Origin of the sequence: Ramlibacter sp. (assembly GCA_019635435.1) — a bacterium.
Lineage (GTDB): Bacteria > Pseudomonadota > Gammaproteobacteria > Burkholderiales > Burkholderiaceae_C > JAHBZM01.
The window spans coordinates 1-23,949 of sequence record JAHBZM010000002.1 but is presented as its reverse complement, the minus strand read 5'-3'; the positions used below and the strand labels follow the sequence as shown (position 1 = coordinate 23,949).

Genomic DNA, 23,949 nt, shown 5'->3' with positions numbered 1-23,949 from the left:
TCCATAGGCCAGCACGCTGCGCCTTGCCTCACGGTTGTTGCGCCACAGCTTTGTCTCCGCCACGACGACCTGGCCGGGGTTCAGAACTCGAGATCGTCGTTGATGGCGGCGATGCCTGGCGCGCAGGCGTGATCGGCATCTCCGCCGGGCGCACCCGACACGCCGATACTGCCCACCAGTGAACCGGCGGACTCGATAGGCAGCCCACCGCCGATGGCGACCACGCGCGGCAGTTCCCGGATTCCCGAGGATACCTCCGTAGCCTGGGTGGCACGGGCGAACGCCAGGGTGTCCATCTTGAACGTGACCGCGGCATAGGCCTTGTTCAACGCAGTTTCCGGCGTATGCGGTCCAGCGAGGCGATCGCGCAGCATGACCAGGGAGTGGCCCGCACGGTCGCTGACCGCGCCGCCCACTTGATAGCCTGTGCGCGCGCAACTTTGCAGGGCAGCCTGGGCGGCCCGCAACGCAGCCTCTGGGGTGAGGGACCGAAGCACGTGTTCCTCATGGCAGCGCGTGCCCTGGCCCCGTAGAACCTCGCATAGTGCTGTCCTCGGCACGCCGACAAACAACGGGGGTAAGGGGGTAGTACGCCTGGGCGGCAGAAAAAGAGGCCTACCAGCCTGCCTCCAACCCGCACGAATTCCGCGGACCCCCGAAACTGCTCAAGATTTAGGCAGCCACCTAGGCTCGCGAAATATCCGGGCTAGGTGTCGCCGTCGTCCTTCCTCGTGATGGCCAGCGGCGCGATCGGCTCTGCCGCGCGGGCACTGGAGCGAGCGCGTAGGCAGCGCGCGCGTCGCCCCCACTGTTCCTGGGCGCGACGGTGGTCGGCGACTCGCCGCAGTTCTCCGCGCTGGCCGCCAGGCACGCATCCGCAGAAGATGTTGGCTCCGTCCTCACGTACCAATTGCGTTCGCACTCACCATCGTGAGCATCGCCACCACCAACTGGATGCTGCAGCATGTGCCGGTGCAATGGTTGTTCATGCCGATGGCGATCCGGCGGGCGATCGTGCTCATCGCCTTCCGGCGAATGCTCAGGCAGGCGGACAGCCGAACGCAAGTGCCGCGCTGAGCGGGCTTCTTGCGTGCAGGCTCACATCATCGCGCGCTCGAACGGTCGCAGCATCTTCTTCTCGTCGGTTTCCCGCGACGGCGGCTGTGCCAGCTTCAGCGGGTTCTCCGGCTGAGGCTCGTAATCGCCGACTGGGCCATCCACGGGGCCGCCTTCGACGGTAAGCCGCGCCATGTTGCGGCGGTGCGGATAGTAGTCGTGCGGCGCGTAGTGCTGGGTGGACCGGTTGTCCCACATCACGATGGTGTGCGGCCTCCATTTCAAGCGCAGCTGGTAGTCGGGGACCATCGCCTGGCGGTACAGAAAGTTCAGGATGGTCTGGCCCTCGTCTTCCTTTAGCCCCTCAATGCCGACAGTGAACTGCGGATTCACGAATAGCACGCGACGTCCGGTCACCGGGTGGATGCGCACGATCGGGTGCATGGGGTTTGGAAATTCGTCCTCCAGCTCGATGAGCTTCATGCGCGCAGCCTTGGAGCCCGCGAACATGTGGCGCCAGGGCTTGAAGTCGTGCCGCGCCCGCAGCCGGTGGACGTACACCTTCATGGGCTCGCTCAGGCCGTCGTAAGCGGCCGTCATGCTGGCGAACACCGTCTCGCCGCCATAGGGTGGCACGACCTTAGCCCGCAGGATGGTGGCCATTGGCGGGCGGGCGCGGAATGTCTCGTCCGAATGCCACGAGTCGGTCGGCCCGGCGGGGTTGCGGCCGGAGTTGTCGAACTCGATCACCTCCGGCACGTCGGGCAGGTTCGTCGCGAACGGATGCGTGGACAGGTTGCCGAACCGCTTCGCGAACGCGATCTGGGCTTCGAGCGAAATGTCTTGGTCGCGAAAGACGAGCACCTCGTAGCGCGCGAGTGCTGCCTGCAGCGCGTCGAAATCGGCTTGCGCCAGGGGCCGGCCCAAGTCAATGTTAGAGATCTCGGCCCCGATGTGCCCGTTCAGGGGCGTGGCAACGATGGCGCTGTTGTCTGTCTGGGTCATGTCGTGTCCGATGCGGAAGTGGGCGGATGCTACGTTCGGCTCTTCCCATTGACCAAGTCAATCGTCACCTCCGCAGCGGAAAACGATTGTGCTCGTCAAGTGTCCCGCCACCGACGTGGCCGCTTGGAGCATATACTCTGCCAACAGGCTTTCCCACAGGAGACACTCGATGACGAATCGCAGGATGCTCGGTACGCTGCTCATGGCGTCGCTGGCCATGGTTTTCGGAACGCCGGCATTGCCGCAGGCTTACCCCGCACGGGCGGTGACGATCGTCGTCCCGTTCCCCGCAGGCGGTTCGCCCGACGTGCTCACGCGGATCATTGCGGAGAAGGTCAGCGCCAACTGGGGAGTGCCGGTGGTGGTCGAAGCGCGTCCGGGCGCGGGCGGATCGATCGGCGCTGCCCACGTCGCACGCAGTCCGGCCGACGGCTACACGCTGCTGCTGGCTACGCTTAGCCACGTCACCAATCCCGGACTGACGGCCGGCAAGAGCACCTGGCATCCGGCCGACGATTTCAGCGGCATCGTGGAACTCGTGAACGCGCCGGTGGTGGCGCTGGTGCCCGCATCGCTGCCGGTGCGGACGCTAAAGGAGTTCGTGGAGTACGCGAAGCAGCGGCCGGGGCAGCTGAACTACCTGATGCCCGGCGTTGGAACCTCGATGCACCTCAACACCGAGATGCTAAGGCTGAGTTCTGGCATCGAACTGCAGCCCATTGCGTACAAGGGCGTGCCGCCGGGCATGCCCGATCTTCTGACGGGGCGCCTCGCGTTCGCCATGTCCCCCATGTCCGTCGCCCGCGGCCACGTCGCGAGCGGATCGCTGCGCGCCCTAGCGGTTGCTTCGCCGACCCGCGTGAAAGATCTGCCCGACGTGCCCACCTTCGCCGAAGCGGGTTTCCCCGATGCGCAGGTCGTGTCTTGGTACGCTCTCGTCGCGCCGTCGAAGACGCCAGCAGCCGTTCGGCAGCGGCTGAATGAGGAATTCACGAAGGCACTCGCGGATCCAGGCGTGCGCGATCGTCTCGCGCAAGCCGGCGCCATGATCTCCGACCGGAGCACCCCGGAGCAGGTGGACACCATGCTCAAGCAGCAAACGGTTCGTTGGGAACAAGCGCTGAAGAAAATCAAGATCGACAAGGAATGAACGCGGCGTCGCGCCCGAGGGGGAAAACGATGAAAGCGGAAGAGAACGACCTGCTCACGCGGACTGACGCGGGCACGGCCATGGGCGAACTGATGCGGGAGTTCTGGATGCCCGCGCTGCTCTCCAAGGAGCTGCCGGCGCCTGACGCCCCCCCAGCGCGCGTGCGGCTGCTTGGCGAGGATCTCGTCGCGTTTCGCGACAGCAGCGGGCGGGTCGGCCTACTCGACGCCTTTTGCCCGCATCGCAGGGCGGAGCTTTACTTCGGCCGCAACGAGGCGGGGGGCCTGCGCTGCATCTACCACGGCTGGAAGTTCGATGCCGGCGGAAGGTGCGTGGATGTCCCGACCGACAGCTGCACCCCGGCGCAGATGCAACGACTCTCCACCACGGCTTACCCGACGCAGGAGCGGGGCGGCATCGTATGGGCATGGATGGGAAAAGGCGAGCCGCATGCGCTGCCCCCGGCCATGGCGTTCACTGTGGTTCCTGGCGAGCACACGTATGTCTCCAAGTGCCTGATGCGCTGCAACTACCTGCAGGCGCTCGAAGGCAGCATCGACTACTCGCACATCTCCTTCCTGCACAAGGAAGGGGAGACCAGCTCCGACGTATTCGGCATCGGCGACATGATCCGTTATTCGGACGAGGACGGACGTCCAACGCTGTTCGCCGAGCGCACCGACTACGGTTTGCAAATCGGCGCGCGCCGTGACGCCGGTGCGGAGAACGCGTACTGGCGTGTCGCGCGGTGGCTGTTGCCGTGCTTCGTGATCGTGCCCACGGCGCCGGGCAACGTGAGCCGCATCAACCTGTTCATCCCGATCAACGACGAGAACTGCTGGTGGTACCGGATTCGCTGGCACCAGGACCGGCCGCTGACCGCTGCCGAACTGGATAGCTACAGGGATGTCGGCGAGGACTATGCACCGCTGGTGCCCGGTTCCTACCTTCCGCGCGGGTCGCGCGAGAACGATTACCTGCAGGACCGTGCTTTGCAGCGGCGTGCGTCCTTCACCGGTATTCGCAGCGCGCAGCTGCAAGATCTGGCGGTGCAGGAGAGCCAGGGACGCGTGCATGATCGCTCCCGCGAGAAGCTGATGCCTTCCGACATGCCCATCGCGCAATGCCGCCGTATGCTGCTGGAGGCGGTGCGCAGCCATCAAAGCGAGCGGCAGTTGCCGCCGTCCGCCAGCCGCCCTGAGTTGTTCGGCGGCTATGCATTTGCGGTCACCAGACCGCGCCGCATGACGTTCGACGAAGTGCGTTCAAGCCTCTGACGCACTTGGGGGACACGGGCCCAAGGCTACCTGTCGCGAGTGAGAAGAGCTGCCTGCCGCTCCAGCTTCGTCAGCAGTTCGAAGAGGAATGACGCCTCGTCGTGGGTCAGGCACTCTGCGAGCTCACGGTTGTAAGCCGCAGCCATCAGCTTGGCTTTGCCGTGGATCTGGACACCGTCGTCGGTCAGGCGCAGGCACACCAGGCGTTTGTTGCCCGGGGAGCGTCGCTTGTCCACCAGCCCACGCGAATGCATGTCGGCGACGGTCCGGCTCGCCACGACCACGTCGATGCCCGCGTCCGCCGCCAGGGCCTTCAGGCTCGCATCCGGCGTGCGGGCGAGGTACGCCAGGAGCCTCCATTCGCGGCGGGAGATTCCGAGTTCCCGCTTGTACATGTCGTCCGTCCCACGCAGGCCGACGTGCGTGATACGAAAAAGCCGGTACAGCAGGAAATCCTCGATTTCCTGCGGGTCCTTCAGAGTTGGCTTGCCTTGTGCGCCGACAGGCGCCGGGCGCGAGGGTGGGATGCTCACAGGGGGATTTTCGCGCACGTTTCAGCCAGCGCACGAAGGGCAGCGCCGGCGTCACGACACGGCCTGGTAGTAGATGTTCTGCGGATGGCGCGCCTGGGCGAAGAAGAACCAGCGCTCGGCCAGCAGGCCGGCCGCCTGCGAGGCCAGCGCCAGCAGCCAGGCCAGCGCCGAGCCCGACAGCAGCGCCCAGGCGAGCAGCAGGAGGGGAAGCCCGAAGCCCAGCACCTGGAAGCCCACCCGGGCCATGCGCACTGCGCGGGCCGAGGCGCCGTGGAAGAACTCGCGCGTTTTGAACGAGCCGCCGGTCATGCCCATCGACTTCTGCACCACCCGCGCCGCATTGATGCCGGTGGCGGTCTGCGTGGTGGACTTCAGGCCGGCAGTGGTGACCAGCTCTCAAGTGCACGTTCGAGTGCAAACCTCCTTCACACTCGATCCCGGCCGCAGCGCAGGAAGACTCGGATGGCGTGTGCCTGTAGCCTCTATTGATACGGACCGTTCCCGGCCCGTGCCCTCCAGCAGCTCGCCACGGACGAGCGCCCCCTTTTGAAAGCTCAAAGGGAATCGCGCGGGAACCGCTGCTAGGACGAGTGCAGTTCGCCAGCCGCACTGCAGGAGCTCCGCATGGCTTGCCTCGGCTGCGACGAGCTGCGGCTGAGGCAGCCCGGCACGACTCGTGGTCCAATTACGCTATGGACAAATCCGAACTCAAGCTGGGAGAGGAAACCCTTGACCGCGACCACGAAGAGTTGCACGCGCTCATCACGCGCCTGCTGGGCGCATCCGCGGACGACATGGTGCCTGCCCTCGACGCATTGCGCGCGCACGCGGCGCAGCACTTCGCCATGGAGGACGAGCACCTGCGCGACATGAAGGATGGCAACTCGAAGTGCCACTTGGACGAACATGCCAACGTGCTGAAGTCCTTCGATGAAGTCCGGGAGGTGCTGGTCGGCGCCGCCCATCCGCCCGAAATGAAGCAGCGGGTGGTGCAGAGCCTATCCGTGGAACTGCTCGATTGGCTGCCGCACCACGTCCAGGAGATGGATGCCGGCGTTGCAACCTATCGTTCGAAGCAGCGCTTCGGCGGAGCGCCCGTTCAGATCAGCCGCCGCCCAAAGGCCTGAGCTCGCGCGCCCGCGGCGCGAATTCCTTCGGCGGCCAGCCTGCTTGGGAAGAACGGGTACGGTGGCAAGAGCCGGGTTCCTTTCTTGGCCGCTGACTATCGCAAGCAGCAAGTGGACCGGACACGCGGCACCTCAGATCCACGGGAATCTTATGTTGCTGCAGAACTGCCGCAGCGTGCATGCACAGGCTAAGGGTTGCTGTGATCTGACGGGCGGCCAGCAGGTCGGCCTGCAGCACGTCCTTCCGTTGCCAATGCGGTAGCCAGCGCCCGAAGGGCAGCAGGTCACGACACGCTCTGGTAGTAGATGTTCTGCGGATTGCGCGCCTGGGCGAAGAAGAACCAGCGCTCGGCCAGCAGGCCGGCCGCCTGCGAGGCCAGCGCCAGCAGCCAAGCCAGCGCCGAGCCGGACAGCAGCGCCCAGGCGGGCAGCCCTGGAAGCCCACCCGAGCCATGCGCACTGCGGGGGCCGAGGCGCCGTGGAAGAACTCGCGCGTGTTGAACGAGCCACCAGTCATGCCCATCGACTTCTGCACCACCCGCGCCGCATTGGATGCCTGTGGCGGTCTGCGTGGTGGACTTGGGCTTGAGCCGCGCATCGCGGCGCAGCGACAGCGTGCGGGTGAACCACGCCGGTGCTCTCGTTGGCCGAAGTTGCATCTGACGCGCATCTCGTTGCGCGCGGCAATTTCACGGTTGCTGGTGGTGCTCTCCAGCTACAGACCGCGCCTCGGTTTTAGCCGGTAAATCGCAAAACCGGACGCGTCTAGATGAACAAAGCCCCGGTCGGGCTGTTCAGCGTTTACTGCCGGACGCGGTACTGGATAAGCCGCAGGGCCATGCGATGCGGGACGCCGGGCTGCGGGAATCAAGCAGCTCCTGCCGGCGACCGTGAAGTACGTGGTCCGCGGCCGAGTTGCCTCCCCCCTACAAGCTCCCACTCCCCGTCTCCGGGCCCGCCAGCCGCCGCGACACCCAGGCCGTCGCCAGTCCGAGGAGGATCGCCCACTCCAGCGACAGCGTCACCGTCCCGGCGAAGGTCACGACCATCGGCAGCCGGTCGACCGGCTCATGCTTCCATAGGTGCCGGATCTCGCGCGGGTTCACCAGCCCCCACGCCACGACCACCAGCAGCCCCCCGATTACCGCCAGCGGAAGCCAGCGCGCCCAGGGCGCGACAAAGGACAGGATCACGATCAGCAGCACGGCGGCGCTGACCGCCGCCAGCGGCGTGCGGGCGCCGGCCGCCACGTTCACGCCGGAGCGGTTGAATGAACCGCTGGCTGGATACGATGAGAAGAAGGAGCCGGTCAGGTTGGCCAGCCCCTGGCCGACCAGTTCCTGGTTGCCGTCGAAAGGCTCGTTGGCGCGCCGCGCGAACGCCTTGGCGATCGCCATCGCCTCGGTCACCGCCAGCAGCGTCATCACCAGCGCCGGCAGCACCAGGTTCGGCACCTGGCGCAAGTCGGGCAGCGACAGCGGCGGCAGCGCCCCCGGCAGCGCCTCCACGGTGGCCGGCTGCGCGCCCAGCAGGCCGGCGGCGAGCCAGGTGATGGCGGTGCCGCCGATCACTGCCATCAAAATCGGCGGTATCCAGCGGCTGTGCCGCAGCGCCGCCAAATTGATCAGGATGGTGGCCATGGCGGCGATCACCGGTAGCGCCTGGATGGACTGCCCGGTCGTGAATACCGCCCGCAGCGTCTGCGCCACCGATAGCCCGCGCGGCAGGTCGAGTCCGAGCAGCGTGCCGACCTGGCTGTTGACGATCAGCACGGCGGCGCCGGCGGTGAAGCCGGCGATCACCGCATGCGGCACCAGCTCAACCCACTTGCCGACGCGCGCCATCCCCAGCAGCAACTGCAGCGCCCCCACCACGAACGTGAGCGTGAGCACCAGGCCCACGTACTGCGAACTGCCCACCGCCGCCAGCGGTGCCACCAGCGCCATGGTGGTGAGCGAGATGGCATTGGCCGGCCCCGTCACCATCAGGCGGCTGCTGCCGAACAGCGCGGCGATCACGCACGGCATCATCGCCGCATAGAGGCCGTAGGCGGGCGGCATGCCCGCCAGCGTGGCGAAGGCCACGCCCTGGGGCAGCACCACGATGGCCCCGGTCAGGCCGGCCAGCAGGTCCGCCCGCAGCACGTCCTTCTGCCGCCACTGCGGCAGCCAGCGCAGGAAGGGCAGCGCCGGCGTCACGACACTGCCTGGTAGTAGATGTTCTGCGGGTGCCGTGCCTGTGCAAAGAAGAACCAGCGCTCCGCCAGCAGGCCTGCTGCCTGAGATCCCAGCGCCAGCAGCCACGCCAGCGCCGAGCCGCTCAGCAGCGCCCAGGCAAGCAGCAGGATCGGCAGTGCGAAGGCCAGCACCTGAAAGCCTGTCCGCGCCATGCGCATTGCGTGTGCCGAAGCCCCATGGAAGAACTCTCGCGTATTGAAGGAGCCGCCGGTCATGCCCATGGACTTCTGCACCACCCGCGCCGCCTGGATGCCGGTCGCCGTCTGGGTGGTGGACTTCGGCTTCAGCCGCGCATTGCGGCGCAGCGACAGCGTGCGGGTGAACCACGCCAGCGCCGTGGCCGCCAGCGCCCAGGGGGCGATGTCGGAGGCGAACCCGGGTTCCCCCGCCATTACCGCCAGCGCGCCGGCCGTGACAAAGCCGGAGGCCAGGCCGAGCGTCGTGTAGTTCACCACCGTGAGCGGATGCGCCCATTCCTGGATGAAGCGGATGCAGGCATAGATCATCGCGGTGCAGTACCACAGGAGCACGGCGCCGACGATCGCCATTCCGGCGAGCCAGTGCGGCGCCACCGCGTCGCGCTGCGCCAGTGTGGCCAGCAGCGCCCAGCCGCCTACCAGCGCGATGAACGCCGGCAGCACGATCACCTCGCGCGACATCCAGGAGGTGCGCCACATCAGCACCGTACGCCAGGCGCGCAGCGGATGCCCCAGATGGAAGAAGGAGGCGACCAGGGCCACCAGCAACATGCCGGTGGCCGCCCAAAGCAGGGGGGCGAGCGCCGTGGCGGGCGCCATTCCGGCCAGAGTGGCCAACGCCAGTGCCACCACCATCCCCTGGGCGGCGCCGGCGATCGTGGTGAAAAGGATGATCGAGAGGGCTGGCTTCATCGGGCGTCTTTTTCCAACGCACCGCTGCCTGGCTTGTGCTTGCCGGACGCCGGTTCGCCCTTCAGGAAATCGCCCAGCCGGAACTTCGGCTGCGCCTGCGGCGCCGTGCTCCGGGTGACCTGGCGCGGAAGGTAGTGGTTGGCCGGCTGGGTCTCCCACTCAGGCATCAGCTGGTAGCCGCCACGCTCGCGGATCGCCTGCGATACCTCGGAGTCCGGATCCTTGACGTCGCCGAACAGGCGGGCGCCAGTCGGACAGGCCTTCACGCAGGCCGGCTTGCGGTCCTGCGGCGGCAGCAGCTCGTCGTAGATGCGGTCCACGCACAGGGTGCACTTGGTCATCACCTTGCGTTCCTCGTCGAACTCACGGGCGCCGTAGGGGCAGGCCCAGCTGCAATATTTGCAGCCGATGCACTTGTCGTAGTCCACCAGCACGATGCCGTCGCTCTTGCGCTTGTAGCTGGCACCGGTAGGGCAGACAGGCACGCAGGGTGGGTCCTCGCAGTGCAGGCAGCTCTTGGGGAAGTGGATGGTCTGCGTGTCCGGGTAGCTATCGGCCTCGAAGGTCTGGACCCGGTTGAAGAAGGTGCCGGTGGGCCGCTCGCCGTAAGCATTCAGGTCTGTCAGCGGGCCGGCCGCGCCCGAGGTGTTCCACTCCTTGCACGAGGTGACGCAGGCATGGCAGCCGACGCAGACATTCAGGTCGATGACCAGAGCGAGCTGCTTGGCCAGTGTTTCGGGGGCTGGCTGGACTGGGTTCATGGCTTCCTGGGAACGAGGTAGGCAAGCACCTTGCGGGCGCCGCCGAGCACGCCTGGGGCGCTCGGCACGGTTGCAATCTGGGGGAAGGTTTCCGCTGGTTCTTCGGGGGCCGCCGGGCGCAGGTTCACCCGCACGTCGTACCAGCCGGCTTGGCCGGTAACCGGGTCGGAGTTGCTGATGTGTCCGCCGGCAAAGGGCAGCTCCTCCGTGATCAGGTGATTGAGCAGGAAGCCCTTGCGTGACTCGTCGGCGGCAGGCGCCAACTGCCAGGCGCCGGAACCCTTGCCGATCGCGTTCCAAGTCCAGACCGTGCCCGGCTCCACCGCATCGCTGTAGCGCAGCATGCAGCGCAGCTCGCCCCAGGCGCTGGTCACCCAGGCCCAGCCGCCGTCCTCGATGCCAGCTTCCTGCGCGGTGCGCGGGTTCACGTACAGGTAGTTGTGGCTGTGGATCTGGCGCAGCCAGGCGTTCTGCGAATCCCAGGAGTGGTACATCGCCATCGGCCGCTGGGTGATCGCCGCCAGGGGGTAGCGGTCGGCGTCGATGCAGGCGGTCTCCAGCGGCGCATACCAGAACGGCAGCGGATCGAAGTAGGTGGCGATGCGCTCGCGCAGGTGCTCCGGCGGCTGGCGGCCCTTGCTCTTGCCCTGCGCGGCCAGCCGGAAGGCCTGCAGCGTGTCCGAGTAGATGGCCAGCTGCACCGGGTCGTTGCGCTGCCGCCAGCCCTTGTCCTTGGCGAAGTCCAGGTAAGGCTGGTTCCAGTTGCGCATGTACTGCTGGTCTTCCGGCATGTGGTACTGGAAAACGCAGTTGTTCCTGGCGTACATCTCCCACTGCCGGGGGTTGGGATCGCCGCGCAGGTGCTCAGTGCCCTCTTTGCCGCGCCAGCCCATGAGAAAGCCCACGCCCGGCTGGGCCTGGAAGTTGACGACGAAATCGGGATAGTCCTTGAACTTGCGCGTGCCGTCCTCTTGGGTGAAGGCGGGGAACTTCAGGCGCGAGGCCAGCTCGATCAGCACCTCCTGGAACGGCTTGCAGTTCCCGGTGGGCTCCACCACGGGGACTCGCACGGAATCCACCGGACCGTCGTACTCTGAGATCGGCCGGTCCAGCATGCTCATGACGTCGTGCCGCTCGAGATATGTAGTGTCCGGCAGCACCAGGTCGGCGAAGGCGACCATCTCGCTCTGGAAGGCATCGCACACCACCAGGAACGGAATCTTGTAGTTGCCGTCCTCGCCGCGCGCGTTGAGCTTCTTGCGCACCTCCATGGTGTTCATGGTGGAGTTCCACGCCATGTTCGCCATGAAGATCAACAGGGTGTCGATCTCGTAGGGGTCACCGCGCACCGCGTTGGTGATGACGTTGTGCATCATCCCGTGGGCCGACAGCGGGTGCTCCCAGGAGAACGCGTGATCGATGCGCAGCGGCGTTCCGTCCTCGTGCACCGCCAATTCGTCGGGACCGGCGGGAAAACCCAACGGCGCCGCGTTCAGCGGCGTGTTGGGCTTGATCATGGACGGGTCGTTGAAGGCCCGGTAGTTCGGCACGATGTGGCGCGGGTACGGCGCCTTGTGGCGGAAGCCGCCGGGGGCGTCGATGGTGCCCAGCACGCTCATGAGCACCGCCAGCGCGCGCACCGTCTGGAAACCGTTGGAATGCGCCGCCAGCCCGCGCATGGCGTGGAAGGCCACCGGCCGCCCTTGGGTGGTGGGGTGCCGCTTCCCCCACGCATCGGTCCATGGAATGGGAAGTTCGAAGGCCTGGTGCAGCGCCGTCTCCCCCACTTCCCGCGCCAGCTGGCGGATGCGCTCGGCCGGAATGCCAGTGATGTCCTCTGCCCACTCGGGCGTGGTGTCGGCAACGCGGTCTCGCAACAGCTGGAAGGCTGGCGCCACACGCGTCCCGTCCGCCAGCTTGTAGTGTCCCTCCAGCGCCAATTGGCGCCCTTCCTGCACGCCTTCCGGATAGGCCTGCACCACCCGGCCGCTGGCCAGGTCCCATGCCAGCTTGTTGTGCGGGTGGCGGCCGTCGCCGGGCGGGCCGGCGGCGGGATCGAAGGCGAACAGGCCTTCGCGCTCGCCCTCGTCCAGCACCACCAGTTGCGGCGCATTGGTGAACCGCTGCAGGAAGGACCGGTCGACCAGGCCTTGCGCGAGCAGTTCGTGCAGCAGCGCCATGAACAGTGCGCCGTCGGTGCCGGGGCGGATCGGAATCCACTCGTCGGCGATCGCCGAATAGCCGGTGCGCACGGGGTTGATCGAGATGAAGCGGCCGCCCTTGCGCTTGAAGTCGCCCAAGGCGATCTTCATCGGGTTGCTGTGGTGGTCTTCCGCGGTGCCTATCATCACGAACAGCTTGGCGCGATCCAGGTCCGGGCCGCCGAACTCCCAGAAGCTGCCGCCGACCGAATAGATCATGCCGGCAGCCATGTTCACCGAACAGAAGCCGCCGTGCGCCGCATAGTTCGGTGTGCCGAACTGGCGCGCGAACAGGCCGGTGAGGGCCTGCATCTGGTCGCGCCCGGTGAACAGGGCGAACTTCTTCGGATCGGTGGCGCGGATACGGCCCAGGCGCTCGGTGAGCAGCTCGTAGGCGCGCTCCCAGGAGATCGGCTCGAACTCACCCTCGCCCCGCTCGCTGCCTGGCCTGCGCAGAAGCGGCTGCGTCAGGCGCGCAGGCGATACCTGCTTCATGATTCCCGCGCTGCCCTTGGCGCAGATCACGCCCTTGTTGATCGGGTGGTCGGGATTGCCGTCGATGTACCGGACCTGCCCGTCGCGCAGGTGCACGCGTATGCCGCAGCGGCAGGCACACATGTAGCACGTAGTCGTCTTGACCTCGGTGTCCGCGGTGCTGCTCGCGGTTGCATCGTGCACCGGCTCGCTGGAGAGGAACTTGAACATAAGCTTATGCTAGACAGCGCACAGATTCGCGTGCCGCATAATTCCGGTCGCAGTGAATCAGAAAATCGATCAGAGACTGAAGCTCACGCTGCGCCAGCTGGAGGTGTTCGCGGCGGTGGCGCGCGGCGGCACGACGCGGGCCGCGGCCGACGAGATCTCGCGCTCGCAGTCGGCCGCGAGTAACGCGCTCGGCGAGCTGGAGGCCGTGCTTGGTGCGCAGCTCTTCGACCGGGTGGGCAAGAAGCTGGTCATCAACGAGAATGGGCGGGCCCTGCTGCCGCGCGCGGCCGGAATCCTGGAGCAGGCGGTGGAGACGGAAGCCCTGTTCACCGCGGCCCATGCGGCGTCGCTGCGGCTGGCCGCCAGCTACACGATCGGCGAGTACCTGCTCCCGGTGCTGATCGCCAGGTGGAAGCAGGCGAACCCGCGCAGCCACGTGCTGCTGGATATCGCCAACACGCATGACGTGTTCGAGCGGGTCGCCTCGTTCCGCTCCGACATCGGTTTCATCGAGGGGACCCACAGCCACCCGGAGCTCTCGGTCAGCAAGTGGCGCAGCGATGAGATCGTCGTGGTCGCCGCCGCCGGCCACCCGTTGGCGGAACGCCGCGCCGGCGCACGCCAGCTGAACCATGCCACCTGGGTCCTGCGCGAACCCGGCTCTGGCACTCGGGAAGCCTCGGACCGCTGGCTGATCCCGCATCTGACACAGATGGAGGTGGAGCTCGAGCTGGGGAGCAACGAGGCGGTCAAGCGCGTCGTGGCCGCAGGACTGGGCCTGGGGTGCCTGTCGCGGCTGGCGGTGAAGGAGGCGATCGCCGAGGGGTGGCTGGTGGAGCTTGCCACAACCCTGCCGCCGATGCAGCGCACGCTCTCCATCGTGCTGCACCGGGCGAAGAAGCTGGGCGCCGCAGCCGAAGGGTTCCTGCGCCACTGCACGACGGACTGACACGGCCCGAGGACGATCGATTATTCAGGTCAATGCGACCTGAATATTGCGTTCTCGAACTCCAGGCGGGCGCTATGCTGGCCGTATGCGACCCGACGTGGGGCCCACCGCCTGCCTCTCCTTCGAACCCGACGAAGCTCGCTGCCTGCTGTGGCTGCCGCTCGCTGTGCGCCACAAACTGGACGGCTGCCGGCTGCGGCTGTCGCTGCTCGAGTGGCAAGCGCTGCCGCTGGAGACGCGTGCGGAACTGCTGCACTTGCCTGCCGGCGCGGACTTCGCGCTGTGCGCGCTCCAGGCCGGCGCCAGTCGCGACACGCGCCTGCGGCAACCGGCGCGCCTGGAGGCTTACGAGGTCGCCCAGGCGCTGGACTGCGATGCCGCCGCGGCCGGTGCTTGGCTCGCCGCTGCGACGCCTTTTGCGCACTATGTTCTCAGCAGGCGGAATCGGGCTAAAACTTGGGTGGCCGCCGGCGGAGTGGGGCTCGCTGCGCGGTGAAGGGGACGCGTACAAGCGCGAATCAGTGCGGCGGCCGATCCCAAGCAACGCGAACGCGAGCTGGAGGCGGAACTGAGCGAGCTCACCTCCTCGTTCCTCACTGCAGAAGCCTTCAGCGTGGAGGACAATCATCGACCCGCGTGACACGCGGCGGTAGTGTGCCGCCTCATCGATGCCGCGCAGTCGCGCCTGCACAGGTTCCTCATGCGTGCGGACTCAACGTCCCAGCAGGGCTGAGGCGGCGATGCTGACGCCGGTGGCGAGAAGCAACACGCACACGATCCTGAGCACCGTCTCGCGTCGCCAGCGGGGGGGATAGCGTCGCAGCAGCCAGGACGTCCCCAGCACCGCAGGGGCGGCGAGCAGGATCATCTTCAGCGCAAGCAGGCTGAACTGTCCCGTTGCCAGGACGACGACAATCCGCATCACGCTCATCGTGGTCAGCGCGGCGACCAAGGTGGCCCGCAGTGCTTCCATTGCCATGGGCTGTCGGTAGAAGTGGTACACAAGCGGGGGGCCGCCGGCCGAAAACAGGCCGCCCAGCACTCCCGAGAGCAGGCCGAAGCCGCCGAACCAGATGCCGCTGGACCGTACTGGCAGCACGTTTCCCGGCCGCAACATGGTGATCGCGCATGCGAAGATGGTCACGCCGAGCAGCACGCCCAACACGGTCATGACGTTTGCGCTCAGCCACTGTAGCAACAGCACACCGGCGAGAACCCCCGGCGCGGATCCAGCCACCGCCTCGCGATAGGCAGTACGGTCGACGTGTCTCAGCGAGGTGCGCAGCATTGCCGCCGCGCCCAGCACGGCCAGCGTGGTTGCCACGTTCGCCAGGTCGGTCACGGGCGCAAGCTGGAACAGGCCGGCGAGCCCAAGCAGTACCAGCACGAACGCGAAGCCTGTCAGCCCCTGCGCCAGGGTCGCGACCACCACGAAAGCGATGAACAGTGCGACCTGGGCGCCGCTCATGCGCCCCTCTCGCCAGGAAAGTGCAACCCTGGGCGACCGGAAATGATCTGGAGTGTCCTCAGCACCTGAATGGCTTGCCGAACCAGCGGGGTGTGCATTCGTTGCATGTCCAGCGTTCAAAGGTGTTCACCATTGGAAAGCATTCGATCTCGAGGCTTATCGCGTGCCGAACGCTCGCGGAAGGCATCTAGCCCTCGCTCAATGTTCAGTCGGCAGCCTGGCTCAAGCTTCGCTCTGCGACGATACCTGGGCATTCGTCACGTACGAACTCGCCGTTTGGCCAACACTCCGCGACATTGCAAGCCGCCCATCAGGAGCATTCGCGTTGTGAGCAACCGCTTGGCTGCGACATCTACAGCGGCAGATGCGTAAATGCATCGAGGACGCGTGTCTCCAGTTGCACCCGATGGACGCTGAAGCGCCAGCCGCTCCCGACCCGCACCAGCTCGTCAAGGTAGCGGCCCACCACGAAGAGGCTGGTCTCCCCTGTTGGCAGGGTGCGAAATACCGAGAAGGCCGTTTGCCCTCGCGCCGCGTCACCCGTCACGCTCACCAGCGGCGGTCCCAGCACGTGCAGACGCTTGGCCGGATCACGCACGTGTCTCGGCACCTCCGAGATGGTTTTTTGCAGCAGCGGCAATTCCTGCTTCCACCATGCCAGCTCCTTGCCAAGCTCAGTGCTGTACGCGGTGATCTCGTACAAGCCATCCGAATGGAACTGCTCCAGCCATTCGGAAAGCTTCTCGGCGTTCAACAGCGCGGCCGTGCGCTGGATGAACTGCTGCACCTCGAACGCGTCCAGAAGATTCTCGTAGCTCACAGCGTCACCTCTTGTGCGTGCGCCTCGAACGGTGCTGACGCGCTTCGCCCCATCAGCCGGTTCCACTCTTGATAATAGGCTCGCAGGTTCGCGTCGTCCGTCGGATTGAGGTCTTCCTCTCGCGCGAGAATGCTGTAGCGGACTGCGTCGGCACGCATGGCACGGTACTGCGATTCCACCGCAATCAGGTCCTCCGGCAGGTTGCGCCCCGCCGGGCCCCAGAACATGTTGTGATGGCGCAGCCTTAGCTCCCGCGTCTCGGCATCGTCGCCGGCGACACCAAGCCCCCGCCATTCGACCATCGTGTGCTGCTCGTCGATCGGAATCATGCGGTCGATCCGCACCACGTTCGAGCGAATATTCACCATCAGATCAGGAAACAAGTTGACCACCCGCATTTCATTGTCGCGCATGCCCGGCAACGTGCCCCCGGTCACATTGGTGTAGCCGCCGCGCTCGTACGCGACGGCGGCCTCGCCCTCGGACCAGTAGCCACTATGGCCATTGGGAAACAGGCGCAGCTTCATCGGGCTGGTCTTGCCCAACACCCAGGGTTGCGTCGCCCGGTTGATCGCGTGCAGCATGCTGTGATAGCGTTCGCTGTTGTTGTCCTGCCAGAGCTTCCAGTTCGTCTTGACCACTGCCTTGTGGAAGTGGATGACTTGCATCGGCACCGACCCGAGTGGGTCCTGCAATGGGCGGAGGATTTCTCCGAGGTACTCCCTCAACGCAGGCGCTTGCGGATCCAGACAGGTGAAGACCAGCCCGAGCACGGACTCGGTCCTCACCGGAACGAGGCCGAGCGCAGCCTTGTCTAGACATGCGCGCTCGTATCCTTCCGGCTTGGAGACCGCTCGCAGGCTTCCGTCCAACCCGTAGTTCCAGTGGTGGTAGAAGCAAGTGAACGAGCGCGCGTTGCCGGACTCGGAACGCACCACTTCCGCGGCACGATGCCGGCAGACGTTGAAGAAGGCTCGGATGCTGCCGCTTTCGTCGCGGACCACGATGAGTGGCTTTCCCGCGACCTGCGTGGTGCGGAAGTCACCGCTGTTCGGCAGCTCGCTCTCATGGCAGACAAACTGCCACACCTTGGAGAACAGACGTTCCTGTTCCTCCCGGAAGATGGATGGATCGGTGAAGATCCGGTTGTCCAGATAGTGGGTGGGCGGCAATGCCGGAGGCAAGTGGCCAGGGTTCTGCATGGGATGTACCTGCTTGGTTCGGCGCGGAGCGCGCGCCTTGGAAAAAATCGGTGGCCGGTAACGCTACTCGGCGACGAGGCCCGCCTGCTTGGCGACCCTGCCCCAGGTTTCAGCTTCCCGCTTCAGGAACTTTGCAAATTCCTCCGGTGAGTTCGCAACAACGTCGAACTCGTTGGCTTCCATGTTTTTCTGCACTCCGGGACTCATGAGCGCCCGCGCGAACTGCTGCTGCATGTCGCGCACCACCGGGTCCGGCGTGCTGGCCGGAGCAAGGAAACCGATCCAGATGGTGGCACTGAAATTCGGGAAGCCTGCCTCCGCCATGGAGGGGACATTGGGAAGCGCCTTCAGCCGCTTGCTGCCGGTGACCGCGAGCGCTTTGAGCCGGCCGTCCTTGACGTAGGGAATGACGTTTGCCGCCGCAAATACCCCTGCGTGGGTCACCTTGCCGAGGAGATCGGTCATGGCGGGGGCAGCCCCCTTGTAGGGGATGTGCTTGATCTCGACGCCCGCACGGGACTTGAACAGCTCCATCGTGAGGTGCGACGCACTGCCGGTGCCGATGGATCCGAAGTTCATGTTCCCATCGGACTTCTTCGCGAGCGCCACGAACTCAGCCAAGGTGGACACTGGGACTTCAGAGTTGACCACCAGGACCTGCTCGGAGGTAACACCCAGCGTGATCGGCTTCAGATCCTTCTGCAGATCGTATTGCAGGTTCTTTGAGAGGAACGTACTGATGACGAGCGGATTGAAACCGGTGAGGATGGTGTGACCGTCACCCGGCGACTTCGCAACCAGGGTAGCGGCAATGTTGCCCGACGCGCCTGGTTTCGCATCGGCGATCACCGGCTGACCGAGAGCCTGCTGCAACGCCGGGATCACGGCACGCGCGACGAGATCAACCGTTCCGCCCGATGCCGGCACGACGATGCGCACGGGCTTGCTCGGTGTCCAGGATTGCCCGAACGCAAGGGGTGAGGCCAGAGCGGCCGAAGCAACGCAAATCAGCGTGAATATTTGGCGCATGGGAAGCCTAGAGGAGGATGATGGCGCGTCTGTCGACGCGGCTGCGATCGTTGATTGCCGGCCTACTCTAGTCGTTCCCGCGGGCCGGGGTCTTGCGGGTTACCCTCAAAATGTCCGGAGCGTGGACAGATCAGAGTCGCGTCGAGATGTCGCGCGCCGCCTTGGCGGTCTGGCTGCGACAGGAGCGCAGTGCGGCGCCGCGCAGCCGCATCTCCGTCCCGAACACGCAGACTGCCGCCACCGGCTGGCCGCTTTTTGTCAGCACCGGCGAGGCGACGGCCACCGTCCCCGCCATCACTTCAGCGTGCGTCACGAGCACACCGTCCTGGAGCGCGGTCTGGATGTCACGGGCGATCTGGTCGCGTGCACGGCGGCTGAGATTGCTGAGCGACTGCCGCCGCTGGTCCGGCGTCAAGTGCGCCAGTATGACCTTGCCGCTGGCACCGTTGTGCAGCGGCTCGGTGTAACCCACTCCGCGGCTGAACGAGAGGGCCTGAGGGCTCTTCCGCTCGAAGACGCACATGCGATGGGAAGCGGAGACGGGCATCATGAGCGCGACGGTTTCCTGGGTGCTGCGCCAAAGCTGCTCCAGTGGGCCGGCAGCCAGCGTGACCAGCGGAGGCGCAGGCGTCCACGTGCTCGCGAGCAAGCCGATGCGGGCGCCCAGTTGGAAACGTAGCGGGTTGCCGAACGAGTAGATCAGCCCCCTGCTTTCCAGTGTTCGCAACAGTCGGTAGAGAGTGGGTCGGGACAGCCCGGTGCGCTGCTGCAGCGCAGGAATGTCGAGAACCGGCTCCTGTTGTGTGAAACTGAAGAGCACATCGATGGCGCGTTCCACGGAACGCACCGAGCTGTCACTCGACATCGGGCTTGTGGGGGGGTGCGACTTCGGATGCAGCTCTGCCATAGGATGCTTGCTGAGACTTACCGATCAATGACACGCACCCAGTGAAAAGGGCGAGCGCCTGCCTGTCAAAGTGATCATCTTCGTCGAGGTGCTTCTCGGTGTGGAGTAAGGTGCAGAACCGGCCCTGCCCTGCTTGTGTGAGCCAGAGCAGCAGCAGCGACGGAGTTGCAAATCGCCGGCTGCCGCTCGCCGTACGCCCACAAGCTGGAGGAATGCGGTCTGCGGCTGTCGCGGGAACAGTGGCAAGCGCTTCCGATGGCGATGCGACTCGAACTCCTGCAAGTGCCTGCTGGCCCGGAGTTCGCGCGCCGTGCGCAGGCGTCAGGAGCCCGCCGCGATGGCCGGGCGGGTGAACCGGCATCCCTGCAGGTCAGCGATGTAGCCAGTGCGCTGGACTGCGATGATGCGGCTGCCCCTGCTTGGTTGGCGGCCGCTGGTCTTTTTGCGCTGTACGCGATGGCCAAGATCCGCAATAGCCCACCGGCCCAAGCAAGCGCTCCCAGGAGCGCGTGCGGTCCGCTTGCGGGGGGCGGCATCGAGCGGACGTCCTGAAAAAGCCAGGCTTGCAGCAGGGGCGGGCTGGCGTGCGCGCTTGGCGCAAGGATCTCGCTAGCGGCCTTGGGCATCCGGTCGACTCCTCGCGCTCGGGCTTCCGGCCCACGCGGCGCAGCCGCGTCGTCGGCCTCAAAGGTCCAGAACAAGGCAAGCTGACTTGGAGCGGGAACAGCAAGGCAGGAACTGGTCGTTCGCGGACTGCTCCTGCGGCGTCAGGTACATGTCCCGATGGTCGGGCTCGCCTTCGAGCACGCGTGTGAGGCAGGTCCCACACACGCCTTGCTCGCATGAGGTCGGCACCAGGATACCTTCGGCCGCAAGCGCCGAGGTCACGGTGGCGTCGGCCGCAACGCGGATGGTTCGACCGGAGCTGGCTAGCTTGACCTCGAAGCTTCCGTCGGTGGCCAGCTTCTGCGGCGCGGCGCTGAAGAACTCGTAGTGAAGCTGGTCCTGCGGCCAGCCGCTGCTGCGCGCATTGGACAGCACAGCGTCCATAAAACCCTGGGGGCCGCAGGTGTAGATGTGGACTCCGCGCCGTGGCGTGCGCAGCAGCGCGGGCAAATCGAGCTTCTGCTGCTGCGGGCCGTCGTCAAGGTGCAACTGCACGTGCGCTGCATAGCCGGCCTGCTGGATGCGCTCCCGGAACGCTGTGCGTTCCACCGAACGCGTGCAGTAATGAAGGGTGAAAGGCAGCTTGAGCACGTACAGCCGCTCGGCCATGCACAGTAAGGGCGTGATGCCGATGCCGCCAGCGATCAGCAAGGTCTCCTCGGCACCCGGAGTGAGTGGGAAATGGTTGCGGGGTGCGCTGATGGTGATCACATCACCTTCGCGCACGAGCTCGTGCATCGCGCGCGACCCTCCCCTACCCCGCGGGTCCTTGAGCACGGCAATCTGGTAGCGGTGCGACTCCGCCGGATCGTTGCACAGCGAGTACTGGCGCGTGACACCAGAGGGCAACAGAACGTCCACGTGCGAGCCCGCAGAGAACGGAGGCAGTGCCCTGCCGTCGGTGCTCACCAGTTCGAACAAGGCAATGTCCAGCGCAAGGGCAATCTTGCGCGCCACGCGCACTTGCAGCATTTGCGCATTCATGGTCTCGACTTCTCCCGACTGGCAGACGAAGAAATGCTCGCGCCGCGCTGCGGACCGGCAGCCGACGCGGCTGTCCCGATCCGTAGAATCTGCGCATGCGCAACGCTCCCCGTGTGCCTCTTGAAAACAGAATCTCTTACCGCTGCCTGTCGGTGGCATCGCGCATCACACGCCATCTCGCCCCGTGGTGGAAGAGCGAGTTCGGCCTGACGGTGACCAGCTGGCGTGTCATGGCCGTCATCGGACGCTACGAGCCCCTCTCGGCGATGCAGGTCGCCGAGCGCACCAGCACCGATGCCTTCTTCGTCGGCCGGGCGATCGACAAGCTGGTCGAACAGGGCTACCTCAAGAAGGGCGTGGACCCCGAGGACCGCCGGCGATTGCGACTGAGCCTGACGGCCACCGGCAGGAAAGTCCACCGGCAGGTGGAGGACATGATCAACCTGGTGGAAGCCGACCTTCTCGCCGGGATTCCCGCCGATGATCTGAGTACCTTCTTCACCACCATGTCCCTGCTGGAAAGCCGAGCCGGCAGGCTTGGCGCCTGCGATCCGTAGCCGGGTCACTTGTCCAGCGTGATCCCCGCCTTGCGAATCACGCCGCCCCAGCGCTTGTACTCGGCCTTCAGGTAGGCATCGAACTCCTCCGGAGTCATCCCTCGGCTTTCCACGCCGAGTTCCTTCAACTTCTCCTGGACCTCACCCTGATTCAGGATCTGGCGCATCTCATCGGAGAGCTTGCGACGGATCTCGATGCCGGTGCCTGCGGGTGCCAGCACCGCGAACCATGGGCCCGAGACGATTTCAGGGTGACCCGCCTCGGCGAAGGTCGGCACCTGCGGCAGCACGGTGCTGCGTCGGGCAGACGCGATCGCGATGGGACGCAGCTGGCCGGATCGGATGCGCGGCACGAGATTGATCGTGTCCCCGATCATCATGCCGACCCGCCCGGCCAGAACGTCCGTCAGGGCGGGAGGAAACCCCTGATAGGCAACGTGAGTGAGACCAAGCCCAGTCAGCTGATTGATCAGTTCGCCGGTGACGTGCCCGGTGGTGCCCACTCCTTGCGTGCCAAACGTCATCTTGTCCGGGTTTGACTTGGCAAAAGCAAGCAAGTCGGAAAAACTCGACACCGGGAACGCTTGGTTGGTCACCAAAACATTCGGTGCCTCGGCCACGATGGTGACCGGCGCGAACGCAGTTTCGGCGTTGTAAGGCAGGCGCTTCATCAGGAAGGGATTGAGCACCAGCGGCCCCTGCGCCGTGAACAGGAAGGTGTGCCCGTCGGCCGCGGCCCGCGCCACCAAGTCCGCACCGACGGTTCCACCTGCGCCGGGGCGGTTCTCCACCACGACGTTTTGACCGAGCCGTCCTTCCAAGTGCCGGCCCATCAGACGGGCCACTACGTCGATTGAGCCGCCTGCGGCAAACGGGACCACGAAGCGGATCGGCTTGGACGGCCAGGAATCCCTGGGCTGGGCCTGCGCCGCAAACGCACAGGCGGTCGCCACTACAGCGGCAGCCAGGGCGAGGGCTTGGCGGAACTTCACGAGAACATTCACCGGAGTCTCCTTTGGATTGGTGGCGATGCACGGGCGCGCCCTTCGGCGGCGCGCGCCCGACCACTGCAGCGGCGCGCTCAGGCGCTCGGCAAGGTCGCAGGATGGGTTCCCGCCTGGTCTGCGGTCATCTCCTTGGGCAAGAGTATGGCGACGGCGCGCCGCTTGTACAGATCGGCGCGCGCGACGGCCGCCGGGATCGTGCCTTCCGTGGCGAACCTCTTCGCGGATTCGATCAGGCGCCGGCGGCACTTGACGATCGCGGTATCCGAGGAGCCCAGGTGTTCCTTGGTCCGGTCGGCGATCGCGCCCTGGCTCTCCTGCACTGCGAGGTCCTGCAGCTGGGCGCTCAGGATGCCGGTGAACGAGCCGCTCTTCTGGAGGGTGCGGTCCATCAGGTAATCGTTGGCGCGGTTGCCTTCGGGGATGTACGTTCCCGGAACCAGCTTCGCGTAGTCGAGGCCGCCGCCCTTGTACTCGGCGAGTTCATCGTCGCTCAGAGGACGTCCGGCGTGGTAGCGGATGCGGTACCACCAGCAGTTCTCATCGTCGATGGGGATGAACAGGTTGGCCCTGCAGACCAGGCCTTCGGCTGTCGGCACCAGCACGGCCGCGGGCATCAGCCACTGCGTGATGCGCCAGTAGTAGGTGTCCTCGCCTCCGTCCCGGCGCGCAGAGATGCGCATGCCGTACTCGGTGTCCTCGCAGAAAAAGCGTGGCGCCCCGTCGGCGTCGCCGTACTCCTGCAGGTGGCCGACGTTGAACACGTCCTTCTGCATGGGTGCCATGGACCGGTGCAGAAAGGTGAGGTGCGCTGTATCGATGCTGCCTTCCAGCGCCTGCTGGTAATTGCATTTCATCAGGCACTTCGAGGTGTAGAAGTTCTGTGCCGGCAGGCCCATGAATTCCATCTGCGGCAAAGGCGGGATGGACTCCTGCGGGCCCAGGTAGGCCCAGACGATGCCGCCGGCTTCGTGGACCGGGTATGCCTTGGCGCGAATGTTCGGATTGCACCGCATCGGGCTGCCGGCAGGTTCACTCGGCATGTCCAGCAGCTCGCCGGTGACGCTGAACTTCCAGCCGTGGTACACGCAGCGCAGGCCGCCCTCCTCGTTGCGCCCGAAGAAGAGCTCGGCCAGGCGGTGCGGGCAATGCGCGTCCAGCAGCCCGACCTTCCCGCTGGAGTCCCGGAAGGCAACGAAGTTCTCGCCCATCAGCCGAACCCGCACCGGAGCGCAATCGGGCGCCGGCAGCTCCTCGCACAGAAGCGCGGGCTGCCAGAACTGCCGGAACAGGCCACCCATGGCAGTGCCGGGGCCGACGCGGGTGAGGATCTCATTGTTCTCGGAATTCAGCATGTGTGACCTCGGACGAAAATTACTTGCGGTTCGCTATTATTCGATGGCGCCCGCGGGCTGTCAATG

At 65.9% G+C, this 23,949-nt stretch carries 23 protein-coding genes and 1 pseudogene; 7 read left to right on the top strand and 17 right to left on the bottom strand.

Annotated features, from left to right (window positions below):
* Positions 1-80: 80 nt before the first annotated feature.
* Positions 81-572 (bottom strand): heme-binding protein, encoded by a 492-nt coding sequence (locus KF796_21710; protein ID MBX3589257.1) that lies wholly within the window; start codon positions 570-572, stop codon positions 81-83.
* 358 nt (positions 573-930) lie between these two features.
* Here KF796_21710 and KF796_21705 point away from each other — a divergent pair, with 358 nt between their 5' ends.
* The gene (locus KF796_21705) at positions 931-1,077 is read left to right on the top strand and encodes a hypothetical protein (GenBank protein MBX3589256.1); all 147 of its coding nucleotides are present in this window, start codon (positions 931-933) and stop codon (positions 1,075-1,077) included.
* A 21-nt stretch (positions 1,078-1,098) separates the two neighbouring features.
* Here KF796_21705 and KF796_21700 read toward each other — a convergent pair whose 3' ends face one another.
* Positions 1,099-2,061 carry a TauD/TfdA family dioxygenase gene (locus tag KF796_21700; protein ID MBX3589255.1) on the bottom strand — a complete coding sequence of 321 codons (963 nt, stop codon included), beginning with the start codon at positions 2,059-2,061 and terminating at the stop codon, positions 1,099-1,101.
* Positions 2,062-2,230: 169 nt separating this feature from the next.
* On the opposite strand from KF796_21700, the gene KF796_21695 reads away from it, so the two are divergent.
* Positions 2,231-3,211 carry a tripartite tricarboxylate transporter substrate binding protein gene (locus KF796_21695; protein ID MBX3589254.1) on the top strand — a complete coding sequence of 327 codons (981 nt, stop codon included), beginning with the start codon at positions 2,231-2,233 and terminating at the stop codon, positions 3,209-3,211.
* 29 nt (positions 3,212-3,240) lie between these two features.
* Positions 3,241-4,488 carry a Rieske 2Fe-2S domain-containing protein gene (locus tag KF796_21690; protein MBX3589253.1) on the top strand — a complete coding sequence of 416 codons (1,248 nt, stop codon included), beginning with the start codon at positions 3,241-3,243 and terminating at the stop codon, positions 4,486-4,488.
* 26 nt (positions 4,489-4,514) lie between these two features.
* On the opposite strand, the gene KF796_21685 is transcribed toward KF796_21690, so the two are convergent.
* On the bottom strand, positions 4,515-5,021 hold the full coding sequence (locus KF796_21685) for a winged helix-turn-helix transcriptional regulator (protein MBX3589252.1): 507 nt from the start codon (positions 5,019-5,021) through the stop codon (positions 4,515-4,517).
* A 51-nt stretch (positions 5,022-5,072) separates the two neighbouring features.
* Entirely contained in the window at positions 5,073-5,348 is a 276-nt protein-coding gene (locus KF796_21680; GenBank protein MBX3589251.1) for a hypothetical protein, read from the bottom strand.
* Positions 5,349-5,713: 365 nt separating this feature from the next.
* Here KF796_21680 and KF796_21675 point away from each other — a divergent pair, with 365 nt between their 5' ends.
* Positions 5,714-6,148: a hemerythrin domain-containing protein gene (locus tag KF796_21675; GenBank protein ID MBX3589250.1), complete on the top strand. Its 435-nt coding sequence runs from the start codon at positions 5,714-5,716 to the stop codon at positions 6,146-6,148.
* A gap of 284 nt (positions 6,149-6,432) precedes the next feature.
* Here KF796_21675 and KF796_21670 read toward each other — a convergent pair whose 3' ends face one another.
* The 5 genes and pseudogenes from KF796_21670 to KF796_21650 form a co-directional block, all read right to left on the bottom strand.
* Positions 6,433-6,807, bottom strand: a complete 375-nt coding sequence (locus KF796_21670; protein MBX3589249.1) for a hypothetical protein — start codon at positions 6,805-6,807, stop codon at positions 6,433-6,435.
* Positions 6,808-7,074: 267 nt separating this feature from the next.
* Complete coding sequence (locus tag KF796_21665; protein ID MBX3589248.1) at positions 7,075-8,346, bottom strand: SulP family inorganic anion transporter; 1,272 nt, start codon at positions 8,344-8,346, stop codon at positions 7,075-7,077.
* A complete protein-coding gene (locus tag KF796_21660) occupies positions 8,343-9,275 on the bottom strand; it encodes a dimethyl sulfoxide reductase anchor subunit (protein ID MBX3589247.1) in 933 nt (310 codons plus the stop codon). Before KF796_21660 ends, KF796_21665 begins: the two co-directional genes overlap by 4 nt.
* Before the next feature lie 110 nt (positions 9,276-9,385).
* Positions 9,386-10,036 (bottom strand): annotated as a pseudogene (locus KF796_21655) (4Fe-4S dicluster domain-containing protein).
* Positions 10,033-12,942 carry a molybdopterin oxidoreductase family protein gene (locus KF796_21650; protein ID MBX3589246.1) on the bottom strand — a complete coding sequence of 970 codons (2,910 nt, stop codon included), beginning with the start codon at positions 12,940-12,942 and terminating at the stop codon, positions 10,033-10,035. Before KF796_21650 ends, KF796_21655 begins: the two are co-directional and overlap by 4 nt.
* A gap of 52 nt (positions 12,943-12,994) precedes the next feature.
* On the opposite strand from KF796_21650, the gene KF796_21645 reads away from it, so the two are divergent.
* Entirely contained in the window at positions 12,995-13,891 is an 897-nt protein-coding gene (locus KF796_21645) for a LysR family transcriptional regulator (GenBank protein ID MBX3589245.1), read from the top strand.
* Between the two features lie 85 nt (positions 13,892-13,976).
* A complete protein-coding gene (locus KF796_21640; GenBank protein MBX3589244.1) occupies positions 13,977-14,387 on the top strand; it encodes a hypothetical protein in 411 nt (136 codons plus the stop codon).
* 216 nt (positions 14,388-14,603) lie between these two features.
* Here the strand turns inward: KF796_21640 and KF796_21635 are convergent, their stop codons facing one another.
* The 6 genes from KF796_21635 to KF796_21610 all read right to left on the bottom strand — a co-directional run bounded on the left by KF796_21635 (position 14,604) and on the right by KF796_21610 (position 20,967).
* Entirely contained in the window at positions 14,604-15,359 is a 756-nt protein-coding gene (locus tag KF796_21635) for a TSUP family transporter (protein MBX3589243.1), read from the bottom strand.
* 352 nt (positions 15,360-15,711) lie between these two features.
* Entirely contained in the window at positions 15,712-16,179 is a 468-nt protein-coding gene (locus KF796_21630) for a nuclear transport factor 2 family protein (GenBank protein ID MBX3589242.1), read from the bottom strand.
* Entirely contained in the window at positions 16,176-17,381 is a 1,206-nt protein-coding gene (locus KF796_21625) for a Rieske 2Fe-2S domain-containing protein (protein MBX3589241.1), read from the bottom strand. Before KF796_21625 ends, KF796_21630 begins: the two co-directional genes overlap by 4 nt.
* Before the next feature lie 63 nt (positions 17,382-17,444).
* Complete coding sequence (locus KF796_21620) at positions 17,445-18,320, bottom strand: tripartite tricarboxylate transporter substrate binding protein (protein ID MBX3589240.1); 876 nt, start codon at positions 18,318-18,320, stop codon at positions 17,445-17,447.
* 220 nt (positions 18,321-18,540) lie between these two features.
* Positions 18,541-19,248 carry a helix-turn-helix domain-containing protein gene (locus KF796_21615; protein ID MBX3589239.1) on the bottom strand — a complete coding sequence of 236 codons (708 nt, stop codon included), beginning with the start codon at positions 19,246-19,248 and terminating at the stop codon, positions 18,541-18,543.
* A 753-nt stretch (positions 19,249-20,001) separates the two neighbouring features.
* On the bottom strand, positions 20,002-20,967 hold the full coding sequence (locus tag KF796_21610) for an oxidoreductase (GenBank protein ID MBX3589238.1): 966 nt from the start codon (positions 20,965-20,967) through the stop codon (positions 20,002-20,004).
* A gap of 95 nt (positions 20,968-21,062) precedes the next feature.
* On the opposite strand from KF796_21610, the gene KF796_21605 reads away from it, so the two are divergent.
* Positions 21,063-21,524: a MarR family transcriptional regulator gene (locus KF796_21605; protein MBX3589237.1), complete on the top strand. Its 462-nt coding sequence runs from the start codon at positions 21,063-21,065 to the stop codon at positions 21,522-21,524.
* A 5-nt stretch (positions 21,525-21,529) separates the two neighbouring features.
* On the opposite strand, the gene KF796_21600 is transcribed toward KF796_21605, so the two are convergent.
* Together KF796_21600 and KF796_21595 are read right to left on the bottom strand one after the other, a co-directional pair.
* On the bottom strand, positions 21,530-22,528 hold the full coding sequence (locus KF796_21600) for a tripartite tricarboxylate transporter substrate binding protein (GenBank protein ID MBX3589236.1): 999 nt from the start codon (positions 22,526-22,528) through the stop codon (positions 21,530-21,532).
* 77 nt (positions 22,529-22,605) lie between these two features.
* A complete protein-coding gene (locus tag KF796_21595) occupies positions 22,606-23,883 on the bottom strand; it encodes an aromatic ring-hydroxylating dioxygenase subunit alpha (GenBank protein MBX3589235.1) in 1,278 nt (425 codons plus the stop codon).
* Positions 23,884-23,949: the final 66 nt, after the last annotated feature.

Excerpts from the sequence above, each read along its gene's own strand:
- KF796_21700 (MBX3589255.1), bottom strand. The coding sequence starts at position 2,061 with ATGACCCAGACAGACAACAGCGCCATCGTTGCCACGCCCCTGAACGGG.
- KF796_21695 (MBX3589254.1), top strand. The coding sequence starts at position 2,231 with ATGACGAATCGCAGGATGCTCGGTACGCTGCTCATGGCGTCGCTGGCC.
- KF796_21690 (MBX3589253.1), top strand. The coding sequence starts at position 3,241 with ATGAAAGCGGAAGAGAACGACCTGCTCACGCGGACTGACGCGGGCACG.
- KF796_21675 (MBX3589250.1), top strand. The coding sequence starts at position 5,714 with ATGGACAAATCCGAACTCAAGCTGGGAGAGGAAACCCTTGACCGCGAC.
- KF796_21670 (MBX3589249.1), bottom strand. The coding sequence starts at position 6,807 with ATGCAACTTCGGCCAACGAGAGCACCGGCGTGGTTCACCCGCACGCTG.
- KF796_21660 (MBX3589247.1), bottom strand. The coding sequence starts at position 9,275 with ATGAAGCCAGCCCTCTCGATCATCCTTTTCACCACGATCGCCGGCGCC.
- KF796_21650 (MBX3589246.1), bottom strand. The coding sequence starts at position 12,942 with ATGTTCAAGTTCCTCTCCAGCGAGCCGGTGCACGATGCAACCGCGAGC.
- KF796_21640 (MBX3589244.1), top strand. The coding sequence starts at position 13,977 with ATGCGACCCGACGTGGGGCCCACCGCCTGCCTCTCCTTCGAACCCGAC.
- KF796_21635 (MBX3589243.1), bottom strand. The coding sequence starts at position 15,359 with ATGAGCGGCGCCCAGGTCGCACTGTTCATCGCTTTCGTGGTGGTCGCG.
- KF796_21625 (MBX3589241.1), bottom strand. The coding sequence starts at position 17,381 with ATGCAGAACCCTGGCCACTTGCCTCCGGCATTGCCGCCCACCCACTAT.
- KF796_21610 (MBX3589238.1), bottom strand. The coding sequence starts at position 20,967 with ATGAATGCGCAAATGCTGCAAGTGCGCGTGGCGCGCAAGATTGCCCTT.
- KF796_21605 (MBX3589237.1), top strand. The coding sequence starts at position 21,063 with ATGCGCAACGCTCCCCGTGTGCCTCTTGAAAACAGAATCTCTTACCGC.
- KF796_21595 (MBX3589235.1), bottom strand. The coding sequence starts at position 23,883 with ATGCTGAATTCCGAGAACAATGAGATCCTCACCCGCGTCGGCCCCGGC.